Here is a 24,721-nt window from a genome sequence, read left to right on the forward strand (position 1 = left end):
ACGCCGCTCCACGAGGTGGAGTAGCTGTTGCTGGAGTTCAGCGTGATGCAGGCCGAGCCTTGGCCGTTGGTCCACATCTGGTAGTACATGCCGCCGTTGTTGCCGGTCTGGCTCGAGCAGATCTGCGTGGCGGCACTGGCGCTGCCGGGCGTCAAGGCCGTGGCCGTGGCCAGAGCCACGACGGAGCCGAAACCGACGAGCAGCCTGGAAAGGCTGCGTCTGCCGCGGCGTGGCTGATCGCCATGCTGACGACTAGCGAACATCTAAGCGTGTTCCTTCCTCGTTGAAGGCTCGCGGGCGCAGCGCATTGCGACCCGGCGCGGCGGTAGGCGATCGGCGATGGCTACCGCGCGTCGGAGTCGTGCAACGCGGTTAGTTAGCGGTCGCCTTGATCAAGGCGACCGGGAAAGCCGGGCTTTGGTGGGTGACCCGGATCGGCGTCCTTCGAGGGCTGCCGATGGCGAGAGTATCGATCAGGTTTCCGTGGTGAGTCAATAACTTTCGGACACATTTCGGAAATCCCACCGGTAGAGGATCCGAAATATTTCGATCATTCAGCGACCTTGCAGCTGACGCAGCGTCCAGCCGCGGCCAGCGGGATCGAGGCTCTTTGTCGCCCCGGTGAAGATTTCAGCCGCGCGCCGATACGACAACCGCGCGCGCCCGGTGTGCGGGCAGCGATCGGCCGCGGGCGTGTCGGCGGGCGCCCGCCGGTCGGTGAGAAACACCGGACCAGCCGCGCGTCCTGCCAGCAGCAGCGTCATCAGTTGGGCGGTGGTGCCGCGCCACTGCAGGTGCCCGGCGCGCCGCCGGCTGCGATCCACGTCGCCGACGTTCAAGGCCAGGATGCGCTCGATGGTGGCTTCGCTCTCGTGCACGATGTGCCACAGGGTCTGGTCCCGTAATGGCGCGCGCAGCGCGAAAACCCGGCGCACGTCCTCGATTTCCAGGCGTCGCTCAACGGCTGAGGTATCAGCTTTTCGGCGCGCGATACCTTCCGTCGGGTCCGTTGCGATCCAGCCCTGCGCCAGCCACCAGGCGATCGCACTGCGCAGGATCGAAAGTTCGCGGTTGGCGGTGCGCACGCCATGCGAATCGGAATCCTGCGATGCGATGGCGGACGCCGCGAAGTACCTGCGTAGCCGCTCGCCGGCTTCGTCGAGCACTGCCAAGGGCACGATCGGAGGCTCGGCTCCGCGTCGTGCGCGGCCCTCGGGAGTGGCGCGGTCGACCAACGTCCATGCCCAGGTGTTCAGCGCGATGCGATAGATCCGCCGCGACGCAGCGCTGAGCCCGGCGGCGTCGAGGTACTTGTCGACCGCCACCGCATATTCAACCGGCTGCGCCATGCCACTCCTCAGTTTCCGCAGTAAACTGCGTTGCCTCCTTCGCTTCGCATTCTCGCATTCCTCCACGCCACACGCCAGAAGACATCCGTTTACTGCGGTAACTCCGATCATCTCAAAGTTTATGCAAAAAGACTCAACTTCAGCGCAGTAAAACCTTGTCCCGCGCCAAGCCGAAGCCGCAGCCTCGCCCTATGCACCGTCGTCACCGCTTCACCGACGTCCTCGCGCAGCGAGACCTGCGCTGGTTCGCCGCGGGCTACGCCACTTCCCGGCTCGGCTCGGCGATGGCGCCGGTCGCCATTGCGTTCGCCGCGCTGTCCGTGGGCGGAGCACAGACCCTCGGCTGGCTGATGGCAGCCCGGGTCCTGCCGGTCGTGGTGTTCCTGCTGCTCGGTGGCGTCTTGGCCGACCGGCTCGGCAGCCGGCTTGTGATGATCACGGCCGATGTGGTGCGTTGCGCGGGACAGGCGGCCTTCGGAGCGTTGTTGCTCGTCGGCCATCCGTCGCTCGCCGCATTGCTGGTCATCGCGACGGCCGTCGGGATCGGCGAGGGTGCGTTCACCCCGTCCCTGCCGGCCTTGATCCCGCAGATCGCCGGGCGTGAACGATTGACCGAGGCGAACGCGCTACTCAGCGTTCTGGCATCCTCCGCACAGATCACAGGGCCCGTACTGGGAGGCGTGCTGGCCGGCACGACGAGTCCGGCCGTGGTGTTGCTTGCTGACGCCGCGAGCTATGCCGTCAGCGTGGTCGTCCTGATCAAACTCAGTGGCCTGCGACCGCCCGCCTCCGCACACAGCTCGCTGTTGCGCGACTTGCGCGACGGTTGGACGCAGTTCTCCTCGCGCGCTTGGCTGTGGGTCCCAACGTTGCAATTCTGCCTGTTCAACGCGCTGGTATGGGCTCCGTATCTCGTCCTCGGGCCGCTGGTGGCGCAAACCCGGCTCGGCGGCGCGAGCGCCTGGGGCTTCGTCATGGCGGCCAACGGAGCCGGGGCAGTGTCCGGCGGGATATTCATCGCCAACCACAAGCCGAGCCGGCCGCTGCTCGTCGCCACCGCAACGACATTCGGCTACGCTGCGCCGCTCGCCGCTCTGGCAAGCCCTCTCCCGCTCGCCTACGTGTGCGTGGGTGCGTTCATCGCAGGCTTCGGTGGCTCTATCGGTCAGGCGCTCTCGGCATCCACAACCCAGCGGCTCATCCCAGTCGAAACGCTCGGCCGTATCAGCGCGTGGGAGACGCTCGGGGCTTTCGCCCTCGGACCGCTCGCACTTGCGGCCGCAGGCCCTGTCGGATCATCAGTCGGCGTCACGCATCTGTTGACCTTCAGCGCGATCTGGCAAGTCACCTCCGTCGCGCTGATGCTTCTGGTCCCGTCGATCCGCCAGATTCGTTCGGTGCCTGAACCGGATGAGGAGCCCATCGGGAATTCGGCTCCAACATCCGCGCCTGGCCGGTCCGCATCCGTCCGCTGATTCGCATGCGTCACGGACGGCGTAGTGCGACCGCCGCGGCGATGCCGACGGCAGCGATCCCTGCGCACGGTCCGCTGTAAACAGGCATGCCGAACACGAGCGTGGCAATAGCGGCACCGAGCGCGGCGACCGCCAGCATCGCGGCGCACCAGCAGGCCGCGGTGCGCAGGATCAGGCGGCGGCGCTCGTGAGCGAGGCAGCGCGCGCACGGACAGCCTGCTCCTGGCGCCGGACCAGCTCCGGGGATGGGCTGGACGGATGCGGTGGACATGGGTCAGTTCCTTCTACTTCTACTCGTGACCGTCGCATCTGGCGCGGCATCACCGGGGGCCGGCAGCGCGGCCCGGGGGAAAGGAGCGAAAAGCATCGCGCACGTCTGCCGGCTCCGTGCCTGCCCATGGCTGCGGGGCAGCTCTACGGCCCCGCGCCATCTGAGTCACGCGGTCCTGGGCTTCGCCCGCCGACACCTGCTGCGCGTCTTTGCCGTCTTCCAGCTCTGCGCAGCGGCGCTGCCAATGGAGCGCTTTGTCTCTTTCCTCTAAGTACTTCTGATTGGCGAGCCGGTAGTTGTCGAGCAGCATGTCGACCTTGGCCTGGAGCTCCGAGATCTGGACGTCCTTGGCTTCGAGCTCGACGTCCTTCGCGTCGAGTCGCGACCGCAACCACTCAGTCAACTCAGCCGGATAGGGCGGCGGCGCGGTTTGAGCCAGGCTTGACGGCGCTTCCCCGGCGGACGAGGTGACGACGGGGATCTCGACGGTCGGCTCGTTCTGGGCCGTGGCAAGGTCGCCGGCTGCGCCGGCCGGGTTCCCCGCGGCGGCGAGCATGTCCCTGATCAGCCGCTCGAAGCGATAGCAGTCCTGCTCGGCCTTCTCTTTCAACTCGCGTTCCCGGCCGAGCTGCGCCCTGAGGTCCGCGATGACCGTCTCCGCGGAGGCGCGTTCGTCCCGCAAACGCGTTTCCACTTCCCGGAGCGCGACTTCGGTGCTCGGACTTGGCAAAGCGCTTACCTGCCCGCTTTCCAGCGCCAATACCTGGGACTTGAGATTAGCGATATGAGCCTTCGCAGCGAGTAACTGATCGCTTATTCTGCGTTCTTGTCGCGCGTGCTCGTCCGCCTCCTTTCTGGCCTTCGCGAGTTCGGCTCTTAGTTTGTCGAAGGAGTCTTTTTCCCGCGCCTTCTCGGCATTCTTGAGCAAGGTCCACAGGTAGACGATCATCGCCCGCGAGGGCCGCTCGAGGCCGTGGGCTCGAGCGGCGTCCTCGGCCAGCGCCTTGATGAACGTCCAGGGCGGCAGCCCCTTCTTGCAGCTCAGGTAGCACGAGACGGTCGAGTAGTGCAGGTTGTGCGTCGCCGCGTACTCGCGCACACTCACGTTGAGCTTGTTGAACTCCTCGCGCAGGGCCAGAGCGAGGGCGTAGTCGCGGGGGTCCATCGTTCTGGCGTCGAGCAGGGTGGGTCCAGTGGCGGCCACGTACGTCGTCCTCCTTGACGGACTGCAAAGCTCCGGCAGTTCCAAGACTGGACCACTCGGAAGTGTGAAGTCGCCGCCAAGAGGGATTTAAGTGTTGGCGATTGAGGATTCAACACCTCGGCGTATAGCATCAAAGCATTCAGTGTCGCGGCAGGTACGCGCAGTAAGCGCTACTGACGGGTAGTCAGGAAGCTAAAGAACCTAACCGCCAATCAGGGCCCTTGCTGCAATTAATGCGACTCTGCGCGCCGTTTCCGTCGTGTGGCTGAAATACCGACATACCACGCAAAATTCGAGTTCCGTCCCGGCCTCGCCTACCTGCCGAGCACGTTGACGGTCCACGTAGCCGGGTCGCTCTGGAAGAACGTGATGGTGTGGTAATAGCCGACGATTCCACCGGCTTCGTTGATGAGGGACAGCGCTTGGGCGCCGCCTACGCCAAGCCGGACATCGAATCCGTTCACATCGTGCACGACGAGAACCTGGAAGCCCGCCTTGGTCACGATCCGTGCGGAGTGCCCATCGACCGTTGTGGTTCGTATGTCGGCGGCACTCGGCTGCTGTCCGGCGACCTGCGTCTCATACACGTCGGGGAAGGCCGCATCCGAGTCCGCCTTCTGTACGGTCAACGCGAGGCCGGGCGAGTCGCCTGTCGTGGCGTCAATTTCGCCGTACTCCAGTCCGGCGGCCACTCCCGGCGCAGGGCCCGCGCCGAGCGGATCACCGTTGGCCGCCTCGCCTGGAGGCACTCCGTCGGCTCCCTCGGACGTGTAGGCATAAGCCAAGGGAAGGCCCGTGGGCGGCTTGGCGAGATGGAAAGGCATGGGCAAGGCCCGATGCGCGCCGAGGCTGACATATTCGGCGACCCGAACCATGATCGTGGTGAGCTGATCGGCACTCTCGCCTCCGGTGCTGGCGAAGAGCGCGGCCTGTCTGTCGTCCGCCGTCCGCCAATCCAGCTGCGCGTAATGCTGCGCGATGGCCTGGCTGCTGCCAGGGGCCGCGACCCACTTCGCGGATTTCAGCCCCGGTACCGCCGTGCTCGTGTCGCAGGAGTGGACGGGACCGGCCGTCTGCCAGCCGCTCTGATATTCAAGTGTGCAGTCGGGATTGGAATCCGTTCCGGGCGGTGCCACGGTGACGAACAAAGCCGTCCTGCCGTCGCCGGCGTTCAGGTCGTCATGGAGCGTGCCTTGAGCACCTCCGCCTGTGATGTGGAAGCCGTTGGGTAGCCAGCCGAAGCTCACGCCGGTGGTTATCGGGTCATTCGCCGACTCCGTACCCGACGGCGCGGTAGGCGAGGCCGGCGGGACCGCGGCGCCGTCGTCGCCGCCGGACAGCGGACCGGTGATCAGCACCACCGCAAGCGCCGTGACGGCCATCACCGCTCCGGCCTGCAATCCCTGGCGGCGTCGGCGCAGTCGCCGGCCCTGGGCCCGCGCCAGGTCCAGGTCCAGCGCGCACGGCGGTTCCTGCAGGTCGACCGCGCGCCTGAGCGCGGCGGAGAGTTCGGCGTTGAGTTCGCTCATGATTCCACTCCTCCAGGGCAGTCCTGGGCGACGATCATGCGGTCGAGGGCGGCGTGTGGAGAGCGCCGGGGCGAACGGGAAGCCTGGTCGGCTAAGTCCGAGTTCGAAGCCTGATCGGCCGAGTCCGCGGCGCCGAGCCGTTTGCGCAACGCCGCAAGGGCGACCGAGGTCTGCTTCTTCACGTTCCCGGTCGAGCAGTGCAGTGCGTCGGCCGTCTCGGCGACGGACAACTCGTCGTAGTAGCGCAGGACCAGCACGGTGCGCTGCTTAGCGGTGAGCGTCAGCAGCGCGGAGCGCAGGTCCAGCACCGCGTCCACGTCTGGTTGCACGACCGGCGTGTCTGCGCTCTCGCCGTGCGTCAGCACTCGTTTCCACCAGTGCGAGCGCTGCTCGGCGAGGAAGGAGTTGATCAGGATCCGCCTGGTGTAGCCGTCAAGGTTCTCCAACCGCCTGACCCGCGGCCACGCGGCGTAGAGCTTGGCGGCCGTGGTCTGCAGCAGGTCGTCGGCGCGGTGCCAGTCCTGACAGAGCAGGAACGCGACCCACCGCAGCCAAGGCGTCTTGGCGGTCACGTACTCGCAATAGTCGGCATCGTGATCAAGCTCGGCGGCGGCCATCGGGCTTCCTTCCCGCCGGCGTCCATATCGGTGACGTCATGCCACATCAATGCAATCGCCCAGCGATCGGTTGCCACCACCCGGATTTCTCCCAGAAAGCGACCAGAGACGCTCAGAGGCCCTTCACGTCGTCACGTGAAGGGCCTCTAGCTGCATCTCTACCGTCGGGGTGGCGGGATTTGAACCCACGACCTCTTCGTCCCGAACGAAGCGCGCTGCCAAGCTGCGCTACACCCCGGTAGTGCTCGGTCAGTCTAGCTGAGCGAAGGTGGATCGCGGAAATCCTTTGGTAGGCGGGTCACCCGGTACGCCAACGCGTGTTAGCTGGCGCGCGGGAGCAGGGTAATCAGCGAGGCTTCCGGCGGGCAGGCGAAGCGGACCGGCGCGTAGCGGGACGCGCCACAGCCGGCGGATACGTGCAGGTGGGCGGTGTGGCCTCCAGCCGTGTGGGTGTGCAGGCCCTTCGCTCGCGCGCGATCCAGGTCGCAGTTCGTCACCAGGGCCCCGTAGAAGGGCACGCAGAGCTGGCCGCCGTGCGTGTGACCCGCGAGGATCAGGGGGACGCCGTCGGCCGCCATCGCATCGAGAACGCGTAGGTAGGGGGCGTGCGTTACGCCGATCGTCAATGCGTCGGAGGCTTCAGTCGCTGGGCTGTCGTCGCGCGGTCGCTCGTCACCGCCGTAGGCGTGCCCGTGGCTTTCGCCGTTCTCGTCCTCGCTTTGAGCCGGGGCCGGGTACCGGTCGCGGCGGACATGTGCGTCGTCGACGCCGACGAACTTGAGTGTGCCGTGGCCGGGTACGTCGAGGGTCGCCCGCGTGTTGGTCAGATCCAGCCAGCCCGCCTTCGTGAACGCGGCTTGCATGGCTGGCCAGTCGTTCTCGGCGCGCTTGCGGCGCGGGGCATGGGAACGGTCGCCGGGGCGCAGGTACTTGGCCGGGTTGAGGCGGCTCGCCTGGAAGTAGTCGTTCGATCCGAACACGAACACCCCGGGCAACTGCATGAGCGGTTCCAAGGTGCTGATGACCTCGGGGACCGCGTCGGGGTGCGAGAGGTTGTCGCCCGTGTTGACCACCAGGTCGGGGCGCAGCTCGGCCAGCGAGCTCAGCCACGCCTTCTTGCGGCGCTGGCCGGGGACCATGTGGATGTCCGAGAGCTGCAGGATCCGGAACGGCTGCGCCTGCGGGGCGAGCAGCGGGATGCTGAAGCGGCGCAGCCGGTAGAGATTGACCTCGACCCCCGCCGCGTAGGCGAGTCCGGCGGTACCGGCGGCCATGATGCCCAGCGGGATGGAGATCGATCGGCGCATCGGCCAAGTCTATCGGCGTCGCGGTCTTAGCACGCGGCGCCCGGAACCGCCGTGCGGTTCGGCTCCGCTTCGTGACACGCTAGGCACATGACCACGACGACGCTCAAGGACCGACTGCGCGCAGACCTCACCGCCGCGATCAAGGGCCGCGACGAGCTGCAGGCCGCCGCGCTGCGGATGGCGCTCACCGCGATCACCAACGAGGAGGTCGCCGGTGCCGCCGCGCGCACGCTCTCTGAGGCCGAGACGGTCACGGTGCTCACCCGCGAGGTGAAGAAGCGGCGTGAGGCCGCCGAGGCGTTCGCGGGCGCCGGACGGGACGAGCAGGCCGCGCGCGAGCGGGCCGAGGGCGAGGTGCTGTCCCGGTACCTGCCGGCCCAGCTGACCGACGACGAGCTGAAGGCGCTGGTCGCGGACGCCATCGCGGAGACCGGGGCGGTCGGGCCGAAGTCGATGGGCGTCGTGATGAAGGCGCTGAACCCGAAGATCGCGGGCCGCGCTGAGGGCGGGCGCGTGGCCGCGGCGGTGAAGTCGGCGCTCGGGTAGGGCCCGGATAAAGCTAGAGCGAGGGCGAGGAAGAAGTAGGAACGAGCGGAAACGGTGCGGGTCCCGACTCATCTCGAGTCGGGACCCGCAGCCGTCGAATCGCCTGACGGGACGTCAGTCAGCGGTCAGTGACCCTTGCCGCCGTTTCCATTCCCGTTCCCGTTACCGCCGTTGCCTCCGCCGAGTATCCCGCCGAGGAACCCTCCGCCGAGCAGGCCGCCGTTGCCGTTCGCGTTGCCACCGCCGTTGCCGCCCTGCGTCGGGGCGTTGAAGCCGGTCGGCGCGGTGAATCCCTCCACCGGCAGGCCGGCCAGCGCGCCGGTCATCGCGTCGTTGAAGGTCGGCGCGGAGATCGAGGCACCGAACACCTGACCCGAGTAGTACGTCGGGCCGATCTTCAGGTTCTCCAGCTTCGTCTTGCTGTCCCAGTTGATGAAGCCGGTCCAGGTCGCCGCGGCCAGCTGCGGGGTGTAGCCGTCGAACCAGGTCGCGATGCTGGAGTCCGTCGTACCGGTCTTGCCGGCGACCGGGCGGGTGTCGCTCAGCGGGACCGCGCCGGCCGCCGTGCCGTACTGCACGACGCCCTGCAGCATCGAGGTCAGCTCGTTGGCGATGTTCGGGTCGAGAACCTGACGGCAGTTCTTGTTCTGGCCGCCGTAGTTCTTACCCGACACGTCGGTCACCTGCGTGATGACGTAAGGCACGCAATAGGTGCCCTGCGCCGCGATCGTGGCGTACGCACTTGCCATTTCCACCGGCGTGATCGGGTTCGTGCCGAGCGTGAACGACGGGATCTGCATCAGCGACTTGCCGGTGTCGTTGTCGTTGTCCTGCGTGACGCCCATCTGCTCGGCGATCTGCGCCGGCTTGCACAGGCCGGTCTGCTCCTCCAGCCGCAGGAAGTACGTGTTGATGGAGTTCGCGAACGCGTTGGGCATCGCCGTCTGGTGGTCGGCCATGTCGTCGTTGCCCGGCGTGTACTTGCCACTGGCTGGCACGTCCGGCGGCCACACCACCGTCGTCTGGTTACCCGCGCACGCCGCGAACTGGGTGCCGGCGTCGTCGATCGTCGCGGGGGCGTCCATCACCTGGTTCGGGTTGATGCCCTGCTCCAGCGCGGCGAGGCCGACGAAGATCTTGAACGAGGATCCCGCCTGGAAACCGTTGGTCCCGTTGTGGGCCTTGTCCGCCGACAAGTTGATGAACGTCTGGCCCTGTCCGTTGCCCATCGGCACCGACTGGGCCATCGCCTTGATCTGGCCCGATCCCGGTTCCACCATCACCAGTGCGGACGCGATGTCCCGCTTCGTGAAGTCCGATGGGTATACGCGCTTGGCGATCGCGGCGTCCGCCGACTTCTCATCCTTGACGCTCATCGTCGTCTGGATGGTCAGCCCGCCGCGCTGCCACAGCGCGATGCGGTCCGCCTGGGTCTTGCCGTACGCGGAGTCCTGGATGAACGTGTTGTACACGTAGTTGCAGAAGAACTTGGCCGAGCCGTCCGCAGTGATGCAACCGTCCTTCAGCGAGGTCGGGTTCAAACCGAGCGGGGCCTTCTCGTACTGCGCGGCCTGGGCCGGAGTGATGTAGTTCAGCGACGGGTTCGCCATGTCCGCGAGCGCGATGTTGCGGCGCTTGAGCGCGTCAGCCGGGTGCGCGAACGGGTCGAACTCGGTCGGGCTGTTCACGACCGCGGCCAGCAGCGCGGCCTGCGGGACGGTCAGCTTCGCCGCGCTCGTCGAGAAGTAACGCTCCGCGGCCGCCTCGACGCCGTACGCACCGTTGCCGAAGTAGACCAGGTTGAGGTAACGCTCCAGGATCTGGTCCTTGCTGAGCGTCTTCTCGACGGCGATGGCGTACTTGAGCTCGGTGAGCTTGCGGGAGAACGTGTCCGCGATCGCGGCCTGCTGCTTGGTCTTATCCGTTCCGGCTTCCAGCAGCAGTTCGTTCTTCACGAGCTGCTGTGCGATGGAGGAACCACCCTGCGTGTTACCGCCGGAGGAGTTGTTGACTAGGGCACGCAGCGTGCCCTTAAGGTCAATGCCGCCGTGCTGGTAGTAACGGATGTCCTCGATGGCCACGATCGCGTGCGGCATGTTCGGGCTGATCTGCGACATCGGGACCACGACCCGGTTGCCGAAGTCGCCCCAGGTGTACGCGATCACGGAGCCGTCGTCCGCGAGGATTTTCGTGCGCTGCGGCAGCGTTGGCGTCTCGAAGTCGTTCGGCAGGTCCTCGAAATGGTCTGACGCGGCCTTCGCGGTGAGTCCGAAGCTGCCGACGAACGGCAGGCTAAGGCCGGCGATGAGGACCCCGGCCAGGGCGCTGACCATGACGAACGTGCCGAGGTGCGATATCAGCCGCCCGACGCCGCTCGCTCCGGAGTAACCAGTACGTCCCTTAACCATGCGGACCAGGGTACGTTCCGGGCCCGACCGCCGGGGAGGGCAGGGCGGCTGCCGGCGAATCTGTGGCCCAGTTGCTACAAGCGAGGTAGTCCGGACGGGCCATACCAGATTGACCAGTTCGGGGACTGTCGAGGGCTGATGGTTATCCGTAATGTCGTGCTAGCTGAAGAGATCTATCCGCGGACGGTGCCCATGCGGGGACACTCCGGGGAGCTTCGGCAGCAGGGCGGCCGATGAGTCTGGGTCATCGGACGGAATTGGTAAGGCTAGTGCGACAAGTGCGGATGTCGTGCCGGTCATTCCGGTCGATGCGTGGTTGGTGCTGGTGCGGTCGCGAATGGGTTGCGCGCCGTGGCGGTGTCCACGAATCGAGCGGTGTGCCGGCCGCCGTTGGGGGAGCCTCGATGCTGAGAGGACGGCACCGGAGATGATGGCAGGTTCGGAGAGTGAAGTGCCGGTGAAGGTGATGGTCGCCGCGGCGAGCGCGGTCAGGAACTGGGTGGAGGACTGGACGATAGCGGCGGCGTGCCGGGGCATGGACCCCGACGAGCTGTTCGTCCAGGGGGCCGCGCAGAACCGGGCCAAGACGGTGTGCGCGGCGTGCCCGGTGCGCACCGAATGCCTCGCGGACGCGCTCGACAACAGGGTCGAGTTCGGCGTGTGGGGCGGCATGACCGAGCGTGAGCGGCGGGCGCTGTTGCGGCGTCGGCCGGACGTGCGCTCATGGCGCAAGGTGCTTGAGGGCAAGCGGGAGGCATACCTGTCGCGCCAGCGCGCGACGGTGTTCACCGCCGGCGGCTGAGCCGCCGCCCGTCACGACCGACACGTTGCTCAAGGGTGTGCTGTTCGTAACCGCCCTACGAGAACCGGCAGCGTGAGTACCAGGATGCACGGACTGAGCCCGCGCCGTTGGATGAGACGGTGCCAGGCAAGACGCCCTCGACGGACCACGGACTGACGGCGAACGACGATCCACGATCGTCCGCGAGCCTTCCCGACCGGCTCTCCACCCTCCAGCCGGATCACGGGCGGCCTACCGCCGCCCCGCCGTCAGGCCGAACGCGCGATGATCTCGCGCAGGCCGTCAAGGTCGTGGATGTCCTCCGCCTGCGCGGGCAGTTCGAGCATCGCGATCCCGGGATGACTGGCCAGGAAACGGCCGGTCAGCCGGCGTTCCCGACGCGACTGCACGACGCGTTCCGCGTGCAGTCGCAGCAGCGCGGCCGCCAACTGCGCGGCCTGAGCCTCCTCCTGCGCCGACAGCGGCGGCTCGGCTCCGTTTCCCGCAGCCCGGCCGTTCCCGGCCCCGTTCCCGTTCTTGCGTGCCGCGCGCTTCGCGGCCTTGCCGTTGGTCAGTTCCTCGGCCGCGGCCAGCGCCCGCTCCGCGGTGATGTCCGCCTGCGGCCGGTGCACCCGGTTGAGCACCAGCCCGGCCAGCGGCATCTCGTCCGTGGCCAGCCGCCGCGTGAAGTAAGAGGCCTCACGTAATGCGTCCGGCTCCGGGGCCGCGACCACGACGAACGCGGTCCCCTCGGTCTGCAACAGCCGATAGGTGCGCTCGGCCCGTTCGCGAAAGCCCCCGAACATGGTGTCCAGCGCGGCGACGAAGGACTGCACCTCGCCGAGCAGGTTCGAGCCGAGGATCTTGCCCAGCGCGCCGGTCACCAGCCCGACCCCGCCGGTCAGCAGCTTGAAGGCGCCCATGCCGCCCACCTTCGCCGGCGCGGACAGGATCCGGATCAGCCGGCCGTCGAGGAAGGAGCCGAGGCGCTCCGGGGCGTCCAGGAAGTCCAGCGCGGACCGGCTCGGCGGCGTGTCCACCACGATCAGGTCCCACTCGCCGCGCGAGCGCAACTGCCCGAGCTTCTCCATCGCCATGTACTCCTGCGTGCCGGCGAAGCTCGCGGACAGCGACTGGTAGAAGGGGTTCGCCAGGATCTGCTCGGCCCGCTGCGGATCGGCGTGATCGAGCACGATCTCGTCGAAGGTCCGCTTCATGTCGAGCATCATCGCGTGCAGCCGGCCGCCCTTGGACCGGTCGATCCCGGCCACCTCGCGCGGGGTGTTGTCCAGCTCGGTCAGCCCCAGGGACTGCGCCAGCCGGCGCGCCGGGTCGATGGTGAGCACCACCACGTCGCGGCCGCGCTCCGCCGCGCGCAACGCGAACGCCGCGGCCGTGGTTGTCTTGCCGACTCCGCCCGATCCGCAGCACACCACGATCCTGGTCTCCGGGGAGTCGAGCAGCCCGTCCAGATCCAGGTGCTTGACCGTGTCTTCGGCGCCGGCCGCGTCGGCGCTGCCCCGGTTCAGGCTGCCCCGATTCAAGCTGTCCCGGTTCACTCTGGCCTCGCTCACGCCGCCCCCTGCCGGCGCAACTGCCCGGCCAACAGGTCGAGCCCGACCCGGTCGACCCCGTCCGTCAGCAGCGGCAGCTCATAGATCGGCGCCTCCGTGGCGCTCAGCTCCTCACGCTGTCCGGCCTCGAGCAGCACCCGCTGCGCGTGCTCGGTGGCCAACTCGGACAGGGCCGCGACCACCTCCGGATCCGCCAGACCAACCGGCGCGAGCCCGGCCTCCAGCTCCGCGGGGTCGAGCCCGCCCGGCTGCGCGGCCTTCTTCAGCCGCTCCTCCGGCAGCACCACCGGCCGGGCCTGATTGACTATCACCCCGCCGGCGGGCAGTCCGGCCTCGCGCAGCTCGGCGAAGCCGTCCAGCGTCTCCTGCACCGGCATCTCCTCCAGCAGCGTGACGAAGTGCACCGCGGTCTGCGCACTGGTCAGCACACGCATCACCGCGTCCGCCTGGTTGCGGATCGGGCCGACCCGCGCAAGCCCGGAGACCTCCGAATTCACGTTCAGGAACCGGGTGATCCGCCCGGTCGGCGGCGCGTCCATCACCACCGCGTCGTAGTCGAAGACCCGATCGCCAGCCTGCTGGCTGCGCTCGTGCCCATGCGAGCCGTGCCCGTGACCGCCATGCGTATGGCTGGCCCGACGCCGTACCGCCTCGCACGTCTTACCGGTCAACAACACGTCACGGATACCCGGCGCGATGGTCGTCGCGAAGTCAATCGCACCGAACCGGCGCAGCGCGCGAGCCGCCGGCCCGAGCTTGTAGAACATGTCGAGGTACTCGAGCAACGCCTGCTCGGCGTCGAGGGACTGCGCCCAAACCTCGCCCCCGTCCGGCGTGACCGCGACCCGGCGCTCCTCATACGCGACCGGCTCGGCATCGAAGAGCTGGGCCAGCCCCTGCCGGCCCTCCACCTCGACCAGCAGAACCCGTCGATCGCCCGGCCGCTTCCCACCCGCCGCCAACGCCAGCGCCAGGGCGCCCGCGACGGTCGTCTTGCCCGTGCCCCCCTTGCCGGTGACCACGTGCAGGCGGACGGCGGGCCAGTCCGGCTTCGCGCGGCGCGCCTCGGCTGCATTCGTCACAGGCACGAGCCTAACCTCCCGTCGCGTATCGGGGCGCTGCGCCACCTGCCTACCCGTTAGGCTCTGGCCATGGCGAAACAGTGGGAGTACGTGACCGTTCCGTTGTTGGTGCACGCGACGAAGCAGATCCTGGACAACTGGGGCCAGGACGGCTGGGAGCTGGTGCAGGTGGTCCCGGGGCCGAACCCTGAGCAGCTGGTGGCGTACATGAAGCGGGAGAAGCAGTAGTGACCGCGGTCGGTGAGGCCGCGGCCGGCACGCCCGAGCAACGCCTGGCCGAGCTGGGGCTCGAGGTCCCCGCGGTGGCCAAGCCGGTGGCCGCGTACGTCCCGGCCCTGCGCTCCGGCTCGCTGGTGTTCACCTCCGGTCAGCTGCCCACGATCGACGGCAAGCTGCCCACGACCGGAAAGGTTGGCGCCGAGGTCAGCGCGGAGGAGGCCAAGCAGCTCGCCGAGCGCTGCGCGCTCAACGCGCTGGCCGCGGTCAAGGCGGAGATCGGGGAGCTGTCCCGGGTCCGCCGGGTGGTCAAGGTCGTCGGTTTCGTCGCCTCCGCCCCGGACTTCACCGGCCAGCCCGCCGTCATCAACGGCGCGAGCGAGCTGCTCGGCAAGGTCTTCGGCGAGGCCGGGGCGCACGCGCGTTCCGCGGTCGGCGTCGCGGTGCTGCCGCTGGACGCCCCGGTCGAGGTCGAGCTGACCGTCGAGATCGACAGCTTCGAAGTCGACAGCGCCCCCGACAGCCGCGCGCCGGACGGGGTGGCCTGATTACCGGGGCCGGTACCGGCCCTGCCCGTTCAGGTCCGTCCAGCTCGGGTTCAACCGGTGCGAGTTCAGCCGGTGCGGGTTCGCGGGTCGTCTCCGGGCCGGTGACGCCGCGCGCCACGCTGGTGCTGGCCCCGAACCCGTCGCCGATGACGCTCGACGGGACCAATACCTGGGTGCTCATCGAACCCGGGTCGACCGAGGCACTCGTCGTCGACCCGGGGCCGATGCATGTGGGCCATCTCACCGCGATCCTTGACTGCGTTAAGGAAGCCGGCGCGCGCGTTACGTCCATCGCTTTGACGCACGGTCACCCCGACCACGCCGAGGCCGCGCGAGAGTTCAGCGCCTTCACCAAAGCTCCGGTCCACGCGCTCGACCCGGCGAACCGGCTCGGCTCGGAAGGGCTCGGCGACGGCGACGTGCTCAAGGCCGGCGGGCTGGAGCTGCATGTCGTCGCGACACCGGGTCATACCGGCGACTCGCTCTCGTTCCTCATCCCGGCTGACCGCGCGCTCTTGACCGGTGACACCGTCCTCGGGCGCGGTACGACGGTCGTGGCGCACCCTGACGGGCGCCTCGCCGACTACTTCGACTCGCTCGCTCGCATCCGCCGCATGACCGAATCCGAAGACGTCGGGACGATCCTTCCTGGGCACGGACCGGTAGTCGCCACCCCGCGCACGGTCGTCGAGTTCTACCTCACGCACCGAGCCGCACGCCTGGCGCAAGTCGAGGCAGCGCGTTCGGCGGGAGACCGCACGGCCGCACAGATCGTCCGGCGCGTCTACGCCGACGTCGACCGGAGCCTGTGGCCTGCTGCCGAGCTCTCGGTGCTTGCGCAGCTCGAATACCTAGACGCGAAGAAGGACGCGTAAGCGCGTAAGGCGGGACGCGTTACTGCTTACCGCGCGCGGCGCGCCAGACGCACCGTATCGAGCAGCACGACCGCACGTGCTTCCAGCTTGATCCAGCCACGCTGCGCGAAGTCCGCCAAGGCCTTGTTCACGGTCTCCCGGGACGCGCCGACCAGCTGCGCCAGCTCCTCCTGGGTCAGGTCGTGCGAGACCTTGATTCCTTCCTGGTCGTCCCCGGCCGGCTGCCCGAACCGGGTCGACAGGTCCAGCAGCGCCTTCGCGACGCGGCCGGGCACGTCAGAGAAGACCAGGTCGGCCAGCGTCTCGTTGGTCCGCCGCAGCCGGCGCGCCATCGCCCGCAGCAGCGCGCGGGCCACCTCGGGCCGGGTCGAGAGCCACGGCTGCAGCTCGGTGTGGCCGAGCGCGAGCAGCCGGGTCGAGGTCAGCGCGGTCGCGGTCGAGGTACGCGGCCCCGGGTCGAACAGCGACAGCTCGCCGAACATGTCGCCCGGGCCGAGCACCGCGGTCAGGTTCTCCCGGCCGTCCCCGGAGGAGCGGCCCAGCTTGATCTTGCCCTCGACCACCACGTACAGCGCGTCACCCGGGTCGCCTTCGTGGAAGAGCGCGTCGCCGCGGCTCAGCGCGATCTCCGTCATCGACTTGAGCAGCGAGTTGGACGCCTCTTCATCCAGCGCGGCGAACAACGGGCTCCGGCGCAGCACGTCCTCCACTGTCGAACCCTCCATCGGCCTCACGGCCGTTCTCCTGCGGTCCTGGTCGCCGGTCGCGCGTTGTGACTCGACGCCGGCCCGCAATCTGTTATGCCTCTGCATCGAACAGTGTGGCGTACCACACGCTATTTCACATACTCGGGAACGGCACACCCCAATCCTGCCGGATGCCGTAACGTGCCCCCAGGCCGCCCCGACCATCTACGCTTGCCGAATGAGCATGGCCGGTGAGACGACTGAGAACGCGCCCGAGACCCACGAGACCCCGTTGGCACTCACCCGCCGGGCACGGCGGATCAACCGGGCGCTCGCCGAGATTTATCCCGATGCTCACTGCGAGCTCGATTTCGAATCGGCCTTCCAGCTCCTCTGCTCAGTCGTGCTCTCCGCGCAGACCACCGACGTCCGCGTCAACCTGACCACGCCGGCCCTGTTCGCGCGCTACCCCACCGCCGATGACATGGCCGCGGCCGATCCGGCGGAGCTGGAGAAGCTGATCAAGCCCACCGGCTTCTACCGCAACAAGGCCAAGTCGCTGCTCGGGCTGGCCGTGGCCATCCGTGACCGGTTCGACGGCGAGGTACCGCACACCCTGGAGGAATTGATCACGCTGCCTGGTGTCGGCCGCAAGACGGCGAACGTCGTGCTCGGTAACGCGTTCGGCGTCCCAGGCATCACCGTGGACACGCACTTCGGCAGACTCGCGCGCCGCTTCGGCTGGACCCGCGAGGAGGACCCGGTCAAGGTCGAGTTCGAGGTCGGCGCGCTGTTCCCGAAGGCGGAGTGGACCATGCTCTCGCACCGGATGATCTTCCACGGCCGCCGGGTGTGCCACTCCCGCAGACCGGCCTGCGGCGCCTGTCCGATCGCCGCCCTGTGCCCATCGCGCGGAATCGGCGAGCAGGACCCGGTCAAGGCGGAGGCGCTGCTGCGTCCCGCGTCGGCTCGTGAGGCGGCGCTGATCGCCGCGGCCCGGAAGGTGGCTTCGTGAACGACGCGGGCGAGATCATGGCCGCGCCTGAAGACCTGCCGACCTGGCTGCGCCCCCTTGCCGGGGCACTGCGCGAGCTCGCTCCGAACTGGCTCGGCTTCCGGCCCAGGACGCGCACGCTGCCCGGAGAGCCGCGCCGTTCGGCCGTGCTGATCCTCTTCGGTGAGAGCGGGTCGCCGGGGGCTCCGGTACCGGACGTGCTGATCACCGAGCGGGCCGCAACCCTGCGCGCCCATGCCGGGCAACCCGCCTTCCCCGGCGGCCGAATCGACCCTGAGGACCATGGTCCGGTGCACGCCGCGCTGCGTGAAGCGCAGGAGGAGACCGGCGTCGACCCCGAGTCAGTGGCCGTGTTCGGCCGCTTGCCGGAGATCTACCTGCAACCGAGTGATTTCATGGTCGCGTCCGTTCTGGGGTGGTGGCACACTCCGTCGCCGCCACGCGTCGTCAGTCCTCTGGAGGTGGCCGCAGTGCACCGAGTGCCTGTGGCCGAGCTTGCCGACCCTGCGAACCGGCTGCGCGTGCGTCATCCGGCCGGTTACATCGGTCCGGCCTTCCACGTCGACGGCATGCTCGTCTGGGGATTCACGGCCGGACTGCTCGACGCGGTACTGAGACTCGGCGGCTGGGAGCAGCCGTGGGACCACAACCGGCTGGAAGACTTGCCGGAAGAGGTCACCGCTCTGAGCGTTCAGTCAAGCTCGATCCGTCCCGCCGACCAGCGGCCGTTCGCCACGGGCACAGACGGCTTGGAAAACCCGACGGGGCTGAACGGTTCAGCGGCGAACGGTTCCACAGCTCACGATTCGAACGCGAACAATACGGACAGCACGGGCGGCTTGGCCGGCACCGGCGGCGAGTGAAGGTGAGCCCGTGGACCTGCTCGATCTGATTCTGATCATCGTCGCCATCGCGTTCGCGGTGTCGGGATACCGTCAGGGCTTCGTGGTCGGCGTGCTGTCGTTCGTCGGCTTCGTCGGCGGACTGCTGCTCGGATTGTGGCTCGTGCCCGTGGTGATACAGCGCTTCACCTCGAACACCTCGCTGGTCGTCTCGACCATCTCGCTGTGCGCGGTGCTCGTGCTCGCGGTGCTCGGGCAGGTGTTCGCCACTTCGGTCGGCGGGCGGGTGCGGCGCGAGATCACCTGGCGGCCGGTTCAGGCCGTGGACCAGAGCGCGGGCGCGGCGGTGTCCGTGATCTCGGTCATGCTGGTCGCCTGGTTCCTCGGGCTCGCCCTGGTGAACTCGACCATGCCGGTCGTCGCTCAGCAGGTCCGCAACTCGGCGCTGCTCAACGGGATGCGGACGGTGCTGCCTGCCAACGCGCAGAACTGGTTCAGCTCGTTCGCCAACGTCCTTGACCGCAGCGGCTTCCCGCAGGTGTTCGCGCCGTTCACGCACGAGCAGATCGCCAACGTGCCGCCGCCGGATCCGGCAGTGCTCAACCAAGCGGGCGTCGTCAAGGCACAGAACTCGATCGTCAAGATCGTCGGTAACGCACCGAGCTGTGGAAAGCAGATCGAAGGATCCGGGTTCGTCTACTCGCCGCAGCACGTGATGACGAACGCTCACGTCGTCGGCGGCGTAACGCATCCCACGGTGCAGGTGGGCGGTGAGGGGCACTTGTACCGCGCGACGGTGGTGCTGTTCGACCCGACCAGCGACGTGGCAGTGCTCTACGTCCCCGGGCTGCGGTCGGCTCCGCTCTCCTTCGACACCTCGGGCGCGAGCGGCGACAACGCCGTCGTGGCCGGCTTCCCGGAGGACGGCCCGTTCACGCCGGTCGCCGCGCGCATCCGGCAGGAGATCCAGGCTCAGGGTCAGGACATCTACCAGCACGGATCGGCGACGCGTGAGATCTTCTCGCTGTTCGCGCAGGTGCTCCAGGGCAACTCCGGCGGCCCGCTGCTCACGTCGACCGGCGAGGTATACGGCGTCGTGTTCGCGAAGTCGCTCGAGGACGCCTCTACCGGATACGCGCTGACTGCCGCTCAGGTATCGCAGGACGCGCATCAGGGCGCGGATGCCACGGGTGCGGTAGACACCGAGGGTTGCGCCATCTGACGCCCCAGCGCGCCGCGGATTATCCCGAGTCCGGCAGCATTTATCCGAGTCCGACGGCATCGTCCGAGTCCGACAAGCCCCCCGAGTGTCACAGCGTCCTGTTCCGCAGGAGTGATCTAGAAAGTTGCTACTGTCTGATCGGCGGTTCGCCAGGATCGGCCTGTGACTCGCGACTTGGGGGGCGTTTCCGTGCTCGGACATTCGCATTCGACCAGCGGCGCGCTCGCCTGGGCCGCCGCCGCGGCCTGGGTGCCGGCGGCGGTGTGGCCGGCCCGGCTGGACACCAAGGACATCATGCTCGGCACGTTCATCACGGCCGGCTCCGCGCTTTTGCCGGACTTCGACCACCCGGACGGCACGATCGCGCACTTCCTCGGCCCGATCTCGCACGCGTTCTGCCGCTTCGTCGAGTGGATCTCAGGCGGCCACCGGCACGCGACGCACTCGCTGCTGTTCGTGGCCGGGGTAACCGGCGGCACCTGGGCCGGAGCGCACTACCTGGGACGCCCCTTCACCCTCGGCCTGGTCTACATCCTGCTCTCGCTCGCCATACGGGCACTGCATCTGTGCCCTCCCGGTAAGGGCATCCACTCCTGGGGAGTGGTGCTCCTGCTCGCGGTCGGCGGAACGTTCCTGATGGACCGTTGGATCAGCTCGGATCCCACCTGGCTGCCCATTGCCGTCGGCCTCGGAGCGCTTACCCACCTTGCCGGGGACTGCCTCACCGATCGCGGCTGCCCGCTGCTGTGGCCGATTTCCACCCGCTTCGGCATACCGCTGATCAAGCACACCGGCGAGAAGCTGGAAACCGCCTTCCTCACCCCGCTGATGGCGGTCGGCGCGTTCGTGTCCCTCTACTTCGCGACGACGCCGCTCACGCACAAGTAGAGAGCAGACGTCCCGCGAAGCTCGTACCCGCCGAGCCAAGCCGCGCCGCTCGTCGACTCACCGGAACCCGCCGGCTTACCGGTCCGGCTCGTCGTCCGCGAGCCAGTTCAGCACCTCGGTGTTGAACAGCTTCGGCGCCTCCTCCTGCGGGAAGTGGCCGACGCCTTCGAGCAACCGCCAGCGATAGGGCGCGTTCACGTGCCGCCCCGAGCCGCGCGCCGTGCTCGTGAGCACCGTACGGTCCAGCGCTCCGTGCAGGTGCAGCGTCGGCACCTCGGTCGGTGTACGCATGCGCTGCTGGTACTGAAGTCCGTCGGGGCGCGGCAGGGACCGCACCCACCACCGGAAGTACTCAAGCGAGCAGTGCGCGACACCCGGAATCATGATCGCTTGTTCGTATCGAGCGATCACATCGTCGGGCGGCCATTCCGGGCCGCTCCACTCACGCAGCATCCGGCCCACCGCCGCGCCGCCGTCGCGCAGCAGCGACTTCTCGGCGGCCAGCGGGCGTTGCGCCGCGAACACGTGCTTGCTCGCGCCGATCTGCGCGGGGTCGGTCAGCAGCGCGGCACGCTGCCGCCGCGGGTGCCCCGCGCCGACGACGACGAGCCGCCGCACGGTTTTCGCCCGCACGGTCGCGGCGGTCCAGCCGAGCGTGGCGCCCCAGCCGTGGCCGATGACCGCGGCGTTCGCCTCGCCGAGCGCGCGGATGACCCCCGTGACGTCCATGGTGAGTGTTATCGGATCGTAGCCTCGCGGCGTCTTGTCGCTGCCGCCGAACCCCCGAAGATCCATCGCCGCCGCCCGGTAACCGGCCTCGGCGAAGGCGATCAACTGCTCCCGCCAGGTCCACCAGAACTGCGGGAATCCGTGCAGGAACAGCACGAGCGGGCCCTCGCCGAGCTCGACGACGTGGAAGCGGGCGCCGTTCGCGGAGACCTCACGATGGGTCCAGGCGCCCTCCACGTACACCGGTGACAGGTCTGAAGGCATGGGCGCCAGCATGGCACAACTGACTGTCCATAGGGTGTCGCAAGGGCGTGCGTTGGGCGACTTGAGGCGCCGATTGACGGCTGACGGGCTAGCGCACGGACCGCTTGAAGACGGCGATGGACTCGTTCGTGGTCCGCTTCGTGGCGTCCACGCCGCGGATCGCCTTGAGCCGCAGCATCCCTATTCCGCCGAGCAGCCCGCCCAGCAGGATGTAGCCGCCGCCGACGATGAGCCAGGCCCAGGCCAGGCCGATCCCGGCCGCGTTGATGCCGTACGCGATCGCGAACGAGAACATGATCAGGGCGAACAGGGAGAGCAGCCCGGCGACGGCGAACAGCGCGCCGCCCATTGCGGCCTGCTTCACGTCCCGGCGCAGCTCCGCCTTGGCCAGCGCGATCTCGTCGCGCACCAGGCTGGAGAGGTCCTTGGTCGCGGACGTGACCAGCGCGGAGAGCTTGTGGTCAGAGTCGAGGCGGTCGGACTGGGAACCGACGGTCGTGGCCACGGCTACCTCCAGGAGTGCGTACGGCGATACGTAGGCCTTAGGTGGGCAATCGCGGCCCAAGTACCCCTGGTTTTGTCAGACTATGCGGTCATTGGGCTGACCGCGTGGCCTGCGGGCGCACCTTGTCCGGATCAATCCCAGCGGAGCCGGGCAGGCCTCGCACGGCCCTGAATAGCTACAAGTTTACCTATCGATTTATCGACAAATATACTTCTCGACAATGAGTCCGCGGCTGACCTGGGCCGTCCCGGAAAGCCGGCCGAATAATCCGGTCGCGTCAGCTCCACTCGCCGTGTTACCCATGAGCCATGCCGACCGAGCTGTCCGCCCCGCGCCCCCTCGCCGAGAGCGAGTTCGACCAATTCCTCTACCTCGACGAGCTGGCGTTCGGCTCCGAACCGCCGAGCGCCGCCGCGCTGGAGATCGACAAGGCGCTGTTGGAATGCGACCGCACGATCGGCGTGTTCGACGGTCCGCAGCTCGTCGGCGGCGCCTCGATCTTCAGCTTCGAGATGACCGTGCCCGGCGGCCGGATCCCGATGGCCGGCGTCAGCTGGGTGAGCGTGATGCCGACGCACAGGCGCCGCGGCATTCTCAGCTCGATGATGCGGCATCAGCTGCACGACCTGCACGAGTCAAGCGGCGAAGCCGTCGCGGGACTGACCGCGAGCGAGCCGCCGATCTACGGGCGCTTCGGCTACGGCCTCGCCTCACGTATCGCCCGACTGACGATTCCCCGGCTGCACAGCGGCCTGCGCATGCCGGCCGGCTCGGACGCGGTCTCCCTCAGGGTTGTCCCGACTGAGGAGTCGTTAGAGGCCAGCGAAGAGGTCTATGCGCGACAGGTGCCAAAGCGCGCGGGAATGCTCGTACGCACGCCCGCCTGGGCCACCGCGTGCGCCTCAGACCCCGAGGACTGGCGCGACGATCGGTCAAGGCTGCGTACCGTCCTTGCTGAGCGAGACGGCCAGGCGGTCGGTTACACGCGTTACCGCGTCAAGCAGGAGTTCTCGAACGGTGCTCCGGCGGGCCGGGTAAGCGTGAACGAGCTCTACGCAGATGACGCTGCGGCCTACGCCGTACTGCTGCGGTATCTCGTGAGCGTTGACCTGATGACGACTACCGAACTGCCCGGTGTACCGCTTGATGCTCCGCCGCTGCGTCTCCTGGAAAACCCGCGCGCGGCGAACGCCTTCGTCAAGGACGCCCTGTACATCCGCCTCGTCGACGTAGACCGGGCACTCGCGTCACGGACCTACTCCGCGCAAATCGACACCGTCATCGACGTGACCGACACGTTCTGCCCGTGGAACGCCGGACGCTGGCGGCTTACCGGAGACGAGAAGGGCGCCACCTGCGAACGCACGACCGCGGCCCCTGACCTCGCGCTCGGCGTGCGCGAACTCGGATCGGTCTTCCTCGGCGGAGCCTCCCTCGCCTCACTCGGCGCGGCTGGCCTGGTCGAGGAGCTGCGCAACGGCGCGCTGGCAGAAGCCTCACGCGCGTTCATAACCGACCTCGAGCCCTGGATGTCGTTCGGCTTCTGATTCAGCTGCCGGGACGCGAAATGCGGCGCGGCGTGTGCCCGATCATCAGCTGATCGGGCACACGCCGCGACATAACGGTTTGTGCTGGCGCTCAGTCCTCGGTCGCGTGCGGAAGCTTCGCCGCGATCAGGTCCATGACAGAAGCGTCGGTGAGCGTCGTGGTGTCACCCAGCGCCCGGTCCTCCGCGACATCCTTGAGCAGCCGCCGCATGATCTTGCCGGAACGGGTCTTGGGCAGCTCGGCCACGAACTGGATCTGCTTCGGTTTGGCGATCGGGCCGATCTCCTTGGAGACGTGCGCCTTGAGCTCGGCGTCCAGCTCCTCGCCCTCCGCCTTACCGCCGCGCAGGATCACGAAGGCCACGATGCGCTGACCGGTCGTCTCGTCCTTCGCGCCGACCACGGCGGCCTCAGCCACCGAGGGGTGCGAGACGAGTGCGGACTCGACCTCGGTGGTGGAGATGTTGTGCCCCGACACCAGCATGATGTCGTCCACCCGGCCAAGTAGCCACAGGTCGCCGTCGTTGTCCTTCTTAGCGCCGTCGCCGGCGAAGTAGTAACCCTGCTCGGCGAACCGCGACCAGTACGTCTCGCGGTAGCGCTCGGGGTCGCCCCAGATGCCGCGCAGCATCGACGGCCACGGCTGGTCCAGCACCAGGAAGCCGCCGCCGCCGTTCGGGACGACATTGCCCTCCTTGTCCACCACGTTCGCCGAGATGCCCGGCAGCGGCCGCATCGCCGAACCCGGCTTGGTCGCGGTCACGCCCGGCAGCGGCGAGATCATGATGCCGCCGGTCTCGGTCTGCCACCAGGTGTCTACGATCGGGCAGCGTTCGCCGCCGATCACCTTGTGGTACCAGAGCCACGCCTTGGGATTGATCGGCTCGCCGACGGAGCCGAGCATGCGCAGTGTTTTCAGATCGTGCTTGCCGGGCCACTGCGCGCCCCACTTGATGCAGGCGCGGATCGCGGTCGGCGCGCAGTACAGGATCGTGACGCCGTAGCGCTCGACGATGTCCCACCAGACGCCCCTGTCGGGGTAGTCGGGCGCGCCCTCCCACATCACCGAGGTGGCGCCGTTGCAGAGCGGGCCGTAGACGATGTAGGAGTGGCCGGTGACCCAGCCGACATCGGCGGCGCACCAGTACACGTCCTGCTCGGGCTTGAGGTCGAACACGTAGCGGTGCGTGGCGGACACGCCTGTGAGGTAGCCGCCGGTGGTGTGCAGGATGCCCTTCGGC

23 protein-coding genes, 1 tRNA gene and 2 pseudogenes are annotated in these 24,721 nt (G+C 68.1%); 11 read left to right on the forward strand and 15 right to left on the reverse strand.

Translation table 11 applies throughout. From position 1 onward, the window contains the following. Both VFA06_RS15280 and VFA06_RS15285 read right to left on the reverse strand, forming a co-directional pair. Positions 1-263, reverse strand: a pseudogene (locus VFA06_RS15280) (1,4-beta-xylanase); the annotation flags it as partial. A gap of 291 nt (positions 264-554) precedes the next feature. Further along, on the reverse strand, positions 555-1,349 hold the full coding sequence (locus VFA06_RS15285; protein WP_324841227.1) for a hypothetical protein: 795 nt from the start codon (positions 1,347-1,349) through the stop codon (positions 555-557). A gap of 191 nt (positions 1,350-1,540) precedes the next feature. Here VFA06_RS15285 and VFA06_RS15290 point away from each other — a divergent pair, with 191 nt between their 5' ends. Beyond that, the gene (locus VFA06_RS15290) at positions 1,541-2,824 is read left to right on the forward strand and encodes an MFS transporter (RefSeq protein ID WP_324841228.1); all 1,284 of its coding nucleotides are present in this window, start codon (positions 1,541-1,543) and stop codon (positions 2,822-2,824) included. A gap of 10 nt (positions 2,825-2,834) precedes the next feature. Here VFA06_RS15290 and VFA06_RS15295 read toward each other — a convergent pair whose 3' ends face one another. From VFA06_RS15295 to VFA06_RS15320, 6 genes are all read right to left on the reverse strand, one after another. Further along, the gene (locus tag VFA06_RS15295; RefSeq protein ID WP_324841229.1) at positions 2,835-3,095 is read right to left on the reverse strand and encodes a hypothetical protein; all 261 of its coding nucleotides are present in this window, start codon (positions 3,093-3,095) and stop codon (positions 2,835-2,837) included. 49 nt (positions 3,096-3,144) lie between these two features. Then, complete coding sequence (locus tag VFA06_RS15300) at positions 3,145-4,299, reverse strand: hypothetical protein (protein ID WP_324841230.1); 1,155 nt, start codon at positions 4,297-4,299, stop codon at positions 3,145-3,147. A 314-nt stretch (positions 4,300-4,613) separates the two neighbouring features. Continuing rightward, positions 4,614-5,828, reverse strand: a complete 1,215-nt coding sequence (locus VFA06_RS15305) for a hypothetical protein (protein WP_324841231.1) — start codon at positions 5,826-5,828, stop codon at positions 4,614-4,616. Beyond that, positions 5,825-6,445 (reverse strand): SigE family RNA polymerase sigma factor, encoded by a 621-nt coding sequence (locus VFA06_RS15310; RefSeq protein ID WP_324841232.1) that lies wholly within the window; start codon positions 6,443-6,445, stop codon positions 5,825-5,827. The genes VFA06_RS15305 and VFA06_RS15310 overlap by 4 nt, the downstream gene beginning before the upstream one ends. A gap of 164 nt (positions 6,446-6,609) precedes the next feature. Beyond that, positions 6,610-6,683 (reverse strand) — tRNA-Pro (locus VFA06_RS15315). 82 nt (positions 6,684-6,765) lie between these two features. Further along, complete coding sequence (locus tag VFA06_RS15320) at positions 6,766-7,752, reverse strand: metallophosphoesterase (RefSeq protein ID WP_324841233.1); 987 nt, start codon at positions 7,750-7,752, stop codon at positions 6,766-6,768. A gap of 87 nt (positions 7,753-7,839) precedes the next feature. Between VFA06_RS15320 and VFA06_RS15325 the strand changes: the two genes are divergently transcribed. Further along, a complete protein-coding gene (locus tag VFA06_RS15325) occupies positions 7,840-8,298 on the forward strand; it encodes a GatB/YqeY domain-containing protein (RefSeq protein WP_324841234.1) in 459 nt (152 codons plus the stop codon). A 125-nt stretch (positions 8,299-8,423) separates the two neighbouring features. On the opposite strand, the gene VFA06_RS15330 is transcribed toward VFA06_RS15325, so the two are convergent. Then, positions 8,424-10,706, reverse strand: a complete 2,283-nt coding sequence (locus VFA06_RS15330; RefSeq protein ID WP_324841235.1) for a transglycosylase domain-containing protein — start codon at positions 10,704-10,706, stop codon at positions 8,424-8,426. Positions 10,707-11,172: 466 nt separating this feature from the next. Here VFA06_RS15330 and VFA06_RS15335 point away from each other — a divergent pair, with 466 nt between their 5' ends. Next, a complete protein-coding gene (locus tag VFA06_RS15335) occupies positions 11,173-11,508 on the forward strand; it encodes a WhiB family transcriptional regulator (RefSeq protein WP_324841250.1) in 336 nt (111 codons plus the stop codon). A gap of 248 nt (positions 11,509-11,756) precedes the next feature. Here the strand turns inward: VFA06_RS15335 and VFA06_RS15340 are convergent, their stop codons facing one another. After that, complete coding sequence (locus VFA06_RS15340; RefSeq protein WP_349260196.1) at positions 11,757-13,016, reverse strand: ArsA family ATPase; 1,260 nt, start codon at positions 13,014-13,016, stop codon at positions 11,757-11,759. Between the two features lie 41 nt (positions 13,017-13,057). Continuing rightward, positions 13,058-14,143, reverse strand: coding sequence for an ArsA-related P-loop ATPase (locus VFA06_RS15345; protein WP_324841238.1), 1,086 nt, complete (start codon positions 14,141-14,143; stop codon positions 13,058-13,060). A 69-nt stretch (positions 14,144-14,212) separates the two neighbouring features. On the opposite strand from VFA06_RS15345, the gene VFA06_RS15350 reads away from it, so the two are divergent. The 3 genes from VFA06_RS15350 (at position 14,213) to VFA06_RS15360 (ending at position 15,782) form a co-directional block, all read left to right on the forward strand. Beyond that, entirely contained in the window at positions 14,213-14,371 is a 159-nt protein-coding gene (locus VFA06_RS15350) for a DUF4177 domain-containing protein (RefSeq protein ID WP_324841239.1), read from the forward strand. After that, positions 14,371-14,907, forward strand: coding sequence for a RidA family protein (locus VFA06_RS15355; RefSeq protein ID WP_324841240.1), 537 nt, complete (start codon positions 14,371-14,373; stop codon positions 14,905-14,907). Before VFA06_RS15350 ends, VFA06_RS15355 begins: the two co-directional genes overlap by 1 nt. Positions 14,908-15,053: 146 nt before the next feature. Further along, positions 15,054-15,782, forward strand: coding sequence for an MBL fold metallo-hydrolase (locus VFA06_RS15360; RefSeq protein WP_349260197.1), 729 nt, complete (start codon positions 15,054-15,056; stop codon positions 15,780-15,782). Positions 15,783-15,808: 26 nt separating this feature from the next. Here the strand turns inward: VFA06_RS15360 and VFA06_RS15365 are convergent, their stop codons facing one another. Further along, a complete protein-coding gene (locus VFA06_RS15365; RefSeq protein WP_324841251.1) occupies positions 15,809-16,492 on the reverse strand; it encodes a Crp/Fnr family transcriptional regulator in 684 nt (227 codons plus the stop codon). 214 nt (positions 16,493-16,706) lie between these two features. Here VFA06_RS15365 and nth point away from each other — a divergent pair, with 214 nt between their 5' ends. The 4 genes and pseudogenes from nth to VFA06_RS15385 all read left to right on the forward strand — a co-directional run bounded on the left by nth (position 16,707) and on the right by VFA06_RS15385 (position 20,435). After that, positions 16,707-17,483 carry an endonuclease III gene (gene nth / locus VFA06_RS15370; protein ID WP_324841242.1) on the forward strand — a complete coding sequence of 259 codons (777 nt, stop codon included), beginning with the start codon at positions 16,707-16,709 and terminating at the stop codon, positions 17,481-17,483. A 17-nt stretch (positions 17,484-17,500) separates the two neighbouring features. Continuing rightward, positions 17,501-18,205, forward strand: a pseudogene (locus VFA06_RS15375) (NUDIX hydrolase); the annotation flags it as partial. A 151-nt stretch (positions 18,206-18,356) separates the two neighbouring features. Next, entirely contained in the window at positions 18,357-19,547 is a 1,191-nt protein-coding gene (locus VFA06_RS15380; protein WP_324841244.1) for a MarP family serine protease, read from the forward strand. A 162-nt stretch (positions 19,548-19,709) separates the two neighbouring features. Next, a complete protein-coding gene (locus tag VFA06_RS15385) occupies positions 19,710-20,435 on the forward strand; it encodes a metal-dependent hydrolase (protein ID WP_324841245.1) in 726 nt (241 codons plus the stop codon). A 75-nt stretch (positions 20,436-20,510) separates the two neighbouring features. On the opposite strand, the gene VFA06_RS15390 is transcribed toward VFA06_RS15385, so the two are convergent. Then, positions 20,511-21,428 carry an alpha/beta hydrolase gene (locus VFA06_RS15390; RefSeq protein WP_324841246.1) on the reverse strand — a complete coding sequence of 306 codons (918 nt, stop codon included), beginning with the start codon at positions 21,426-21,428 and terminating at the stop codon, positions 20,511-20,513. Positions 21,429-21,516: 88 nt separating this feature from the next. Beyond that, positions 21,517-21,933, reverse strand: coding sequence for a phage holin family protein (locus VFA06_RS15395; RefSeq protein ID WP_324841247.1), 417 nt, complete (start codon positions 21,931-21,933; stop codon positions 21,517-21,519). A 308-nt stretch (positions 21,934-22,241) separates the two neighbouring features. On the opposite strand from VFA06_RS15395, the gene VFA06_RS15400 reads away from it, so the two are divergent. After that, entirely contained in the window at positions 22,242-23,480 is a 1,239-nt protein-coding gene (locus VFA06_RS15400; RefSeq protein WP_324841248.1) for a GNAT family N-acetyltransferase, read from the forward strand. Positions 23,481-23,571: 91 nt separating this feature from the next. Here the strand turns inward: VFA06_RS15400 and VFA06_RS15405 are convergent. Continuing rightward, positions 23,572-24,721 (reverse strand): AMP-binding protein (locus VFA06_RS15405; protein ID WP_324841249.1); only part of this gene is annotated, 1,150 nt, incomplete at its 5' end.

Source organism: Actinocrinis sp. (assembly GCF_035653575.1).
In the GTDB taxonomy this organism is placed as follows: domain Bacteria; phylum Actinomycetota; class Actinomycetes; order Streptomycetales; family Catenulisporaceae; genus Actinocrinis.

Bases quoted from the DNA above. Each gene is read 5' to 3' on its own strand.
- VFA06_RS15290 (WP_324841228.1), top strand. From the start codon at position 1,541: ATGCACCGTCGTCACCGCTTCACCGACGTCCTCGCGCAGCGAGACCTG.
- VFA06_RS15285 (WP_324841227.1), bottom strand. From the start codon at position 1,349: ATGGCGCAGCCGGTTGAATATGCGGTGGCGGTCGACAAGTACCTCGAC.
- VFA06_RS15330 (WP_324841235.1), bottom strand. From the start codon at position 10,706: ATGGTTAAGGGACGTACTGGTTACTCCGGAGCGAGCGGCGTCGGGCGG.
- VFA06_RS15350 (WP_324841239.1), top strand. From the start codon at position 14,213: ATGGCGAAACAGTGGGAGTACGTGACCGTTCCGTTGTTGGTGCACGCG.
- VFA06_RS15390 (WP_324841246.1), bottom strand. From the start codon at position 21,428: ATGCCTTCAGACCTGTCACCGGTGTACGTGGAGGGCGCCTGGACCCAT.
- nth (WP_324841242.1), top strand. From the start codon at position 16,707: ATGAGCATGGCCGGTGAGACGACTGAGAACGCGCCCGAGACCCACGAG.
- VFA06_RS15305 (WP_324841231.1), bottom strand. From the start codon at position 5,828: ATGAGCGAACTCAACGCCGAACTCTCCGCCGCGCTCAGGCGCGCGGTC.
- VFA06_RS15400 (WP_324841248.1), top strand. From the start codon at position 22,242: ATGCCGACCGAGCTGTCCGCCCCGCGCCCCCTCGCCGAGAGCGAGTTC.
- VFA06_RS15360 (WP_349260197.1), top strand. From the start codon at position 15,054: ATGACGCTCGACGGGACCAATACCTGGGTGCTCATCGAACCCGGGTCG.
- VFA06_RS15320 (WP_324841233.1), bottom strand. From the start codon at position 7,752: ATGCGCCGATCGATCTCCATCCCGCTGGGCATCATGGCCGCCGGTACC.
- VFA06_RS15310 (WP_324841232.1), bottom strand. From the start codon at position 6,445: ATGGCCGCCGCCGAGCTTGATCACGATGCCGACTATTGCGAGTACGTG.
- VFA06_RS15295 (WP_324841229.1), bottom strand. From the start codon at position 3,095: ATGTCCACCGCATCCGTCCAGCCCATCCCCGGAGCTGGTCCGGCGCCA.
- VFA06_RS15325 (WP_324841234.1), top strand. From the start codon at position 7,840: ATGACCACGACGACGCTCAAGGACCGACTGCGCGCAGACCTCACCGCC.
- VFA06_RS15335 (WP_324841250.1), top strand. From the start codon at position 11,173: ATGGTCGCCGCGGCGAGCGCGGTCAGGAACTGGGTGGAGGACTGGACG.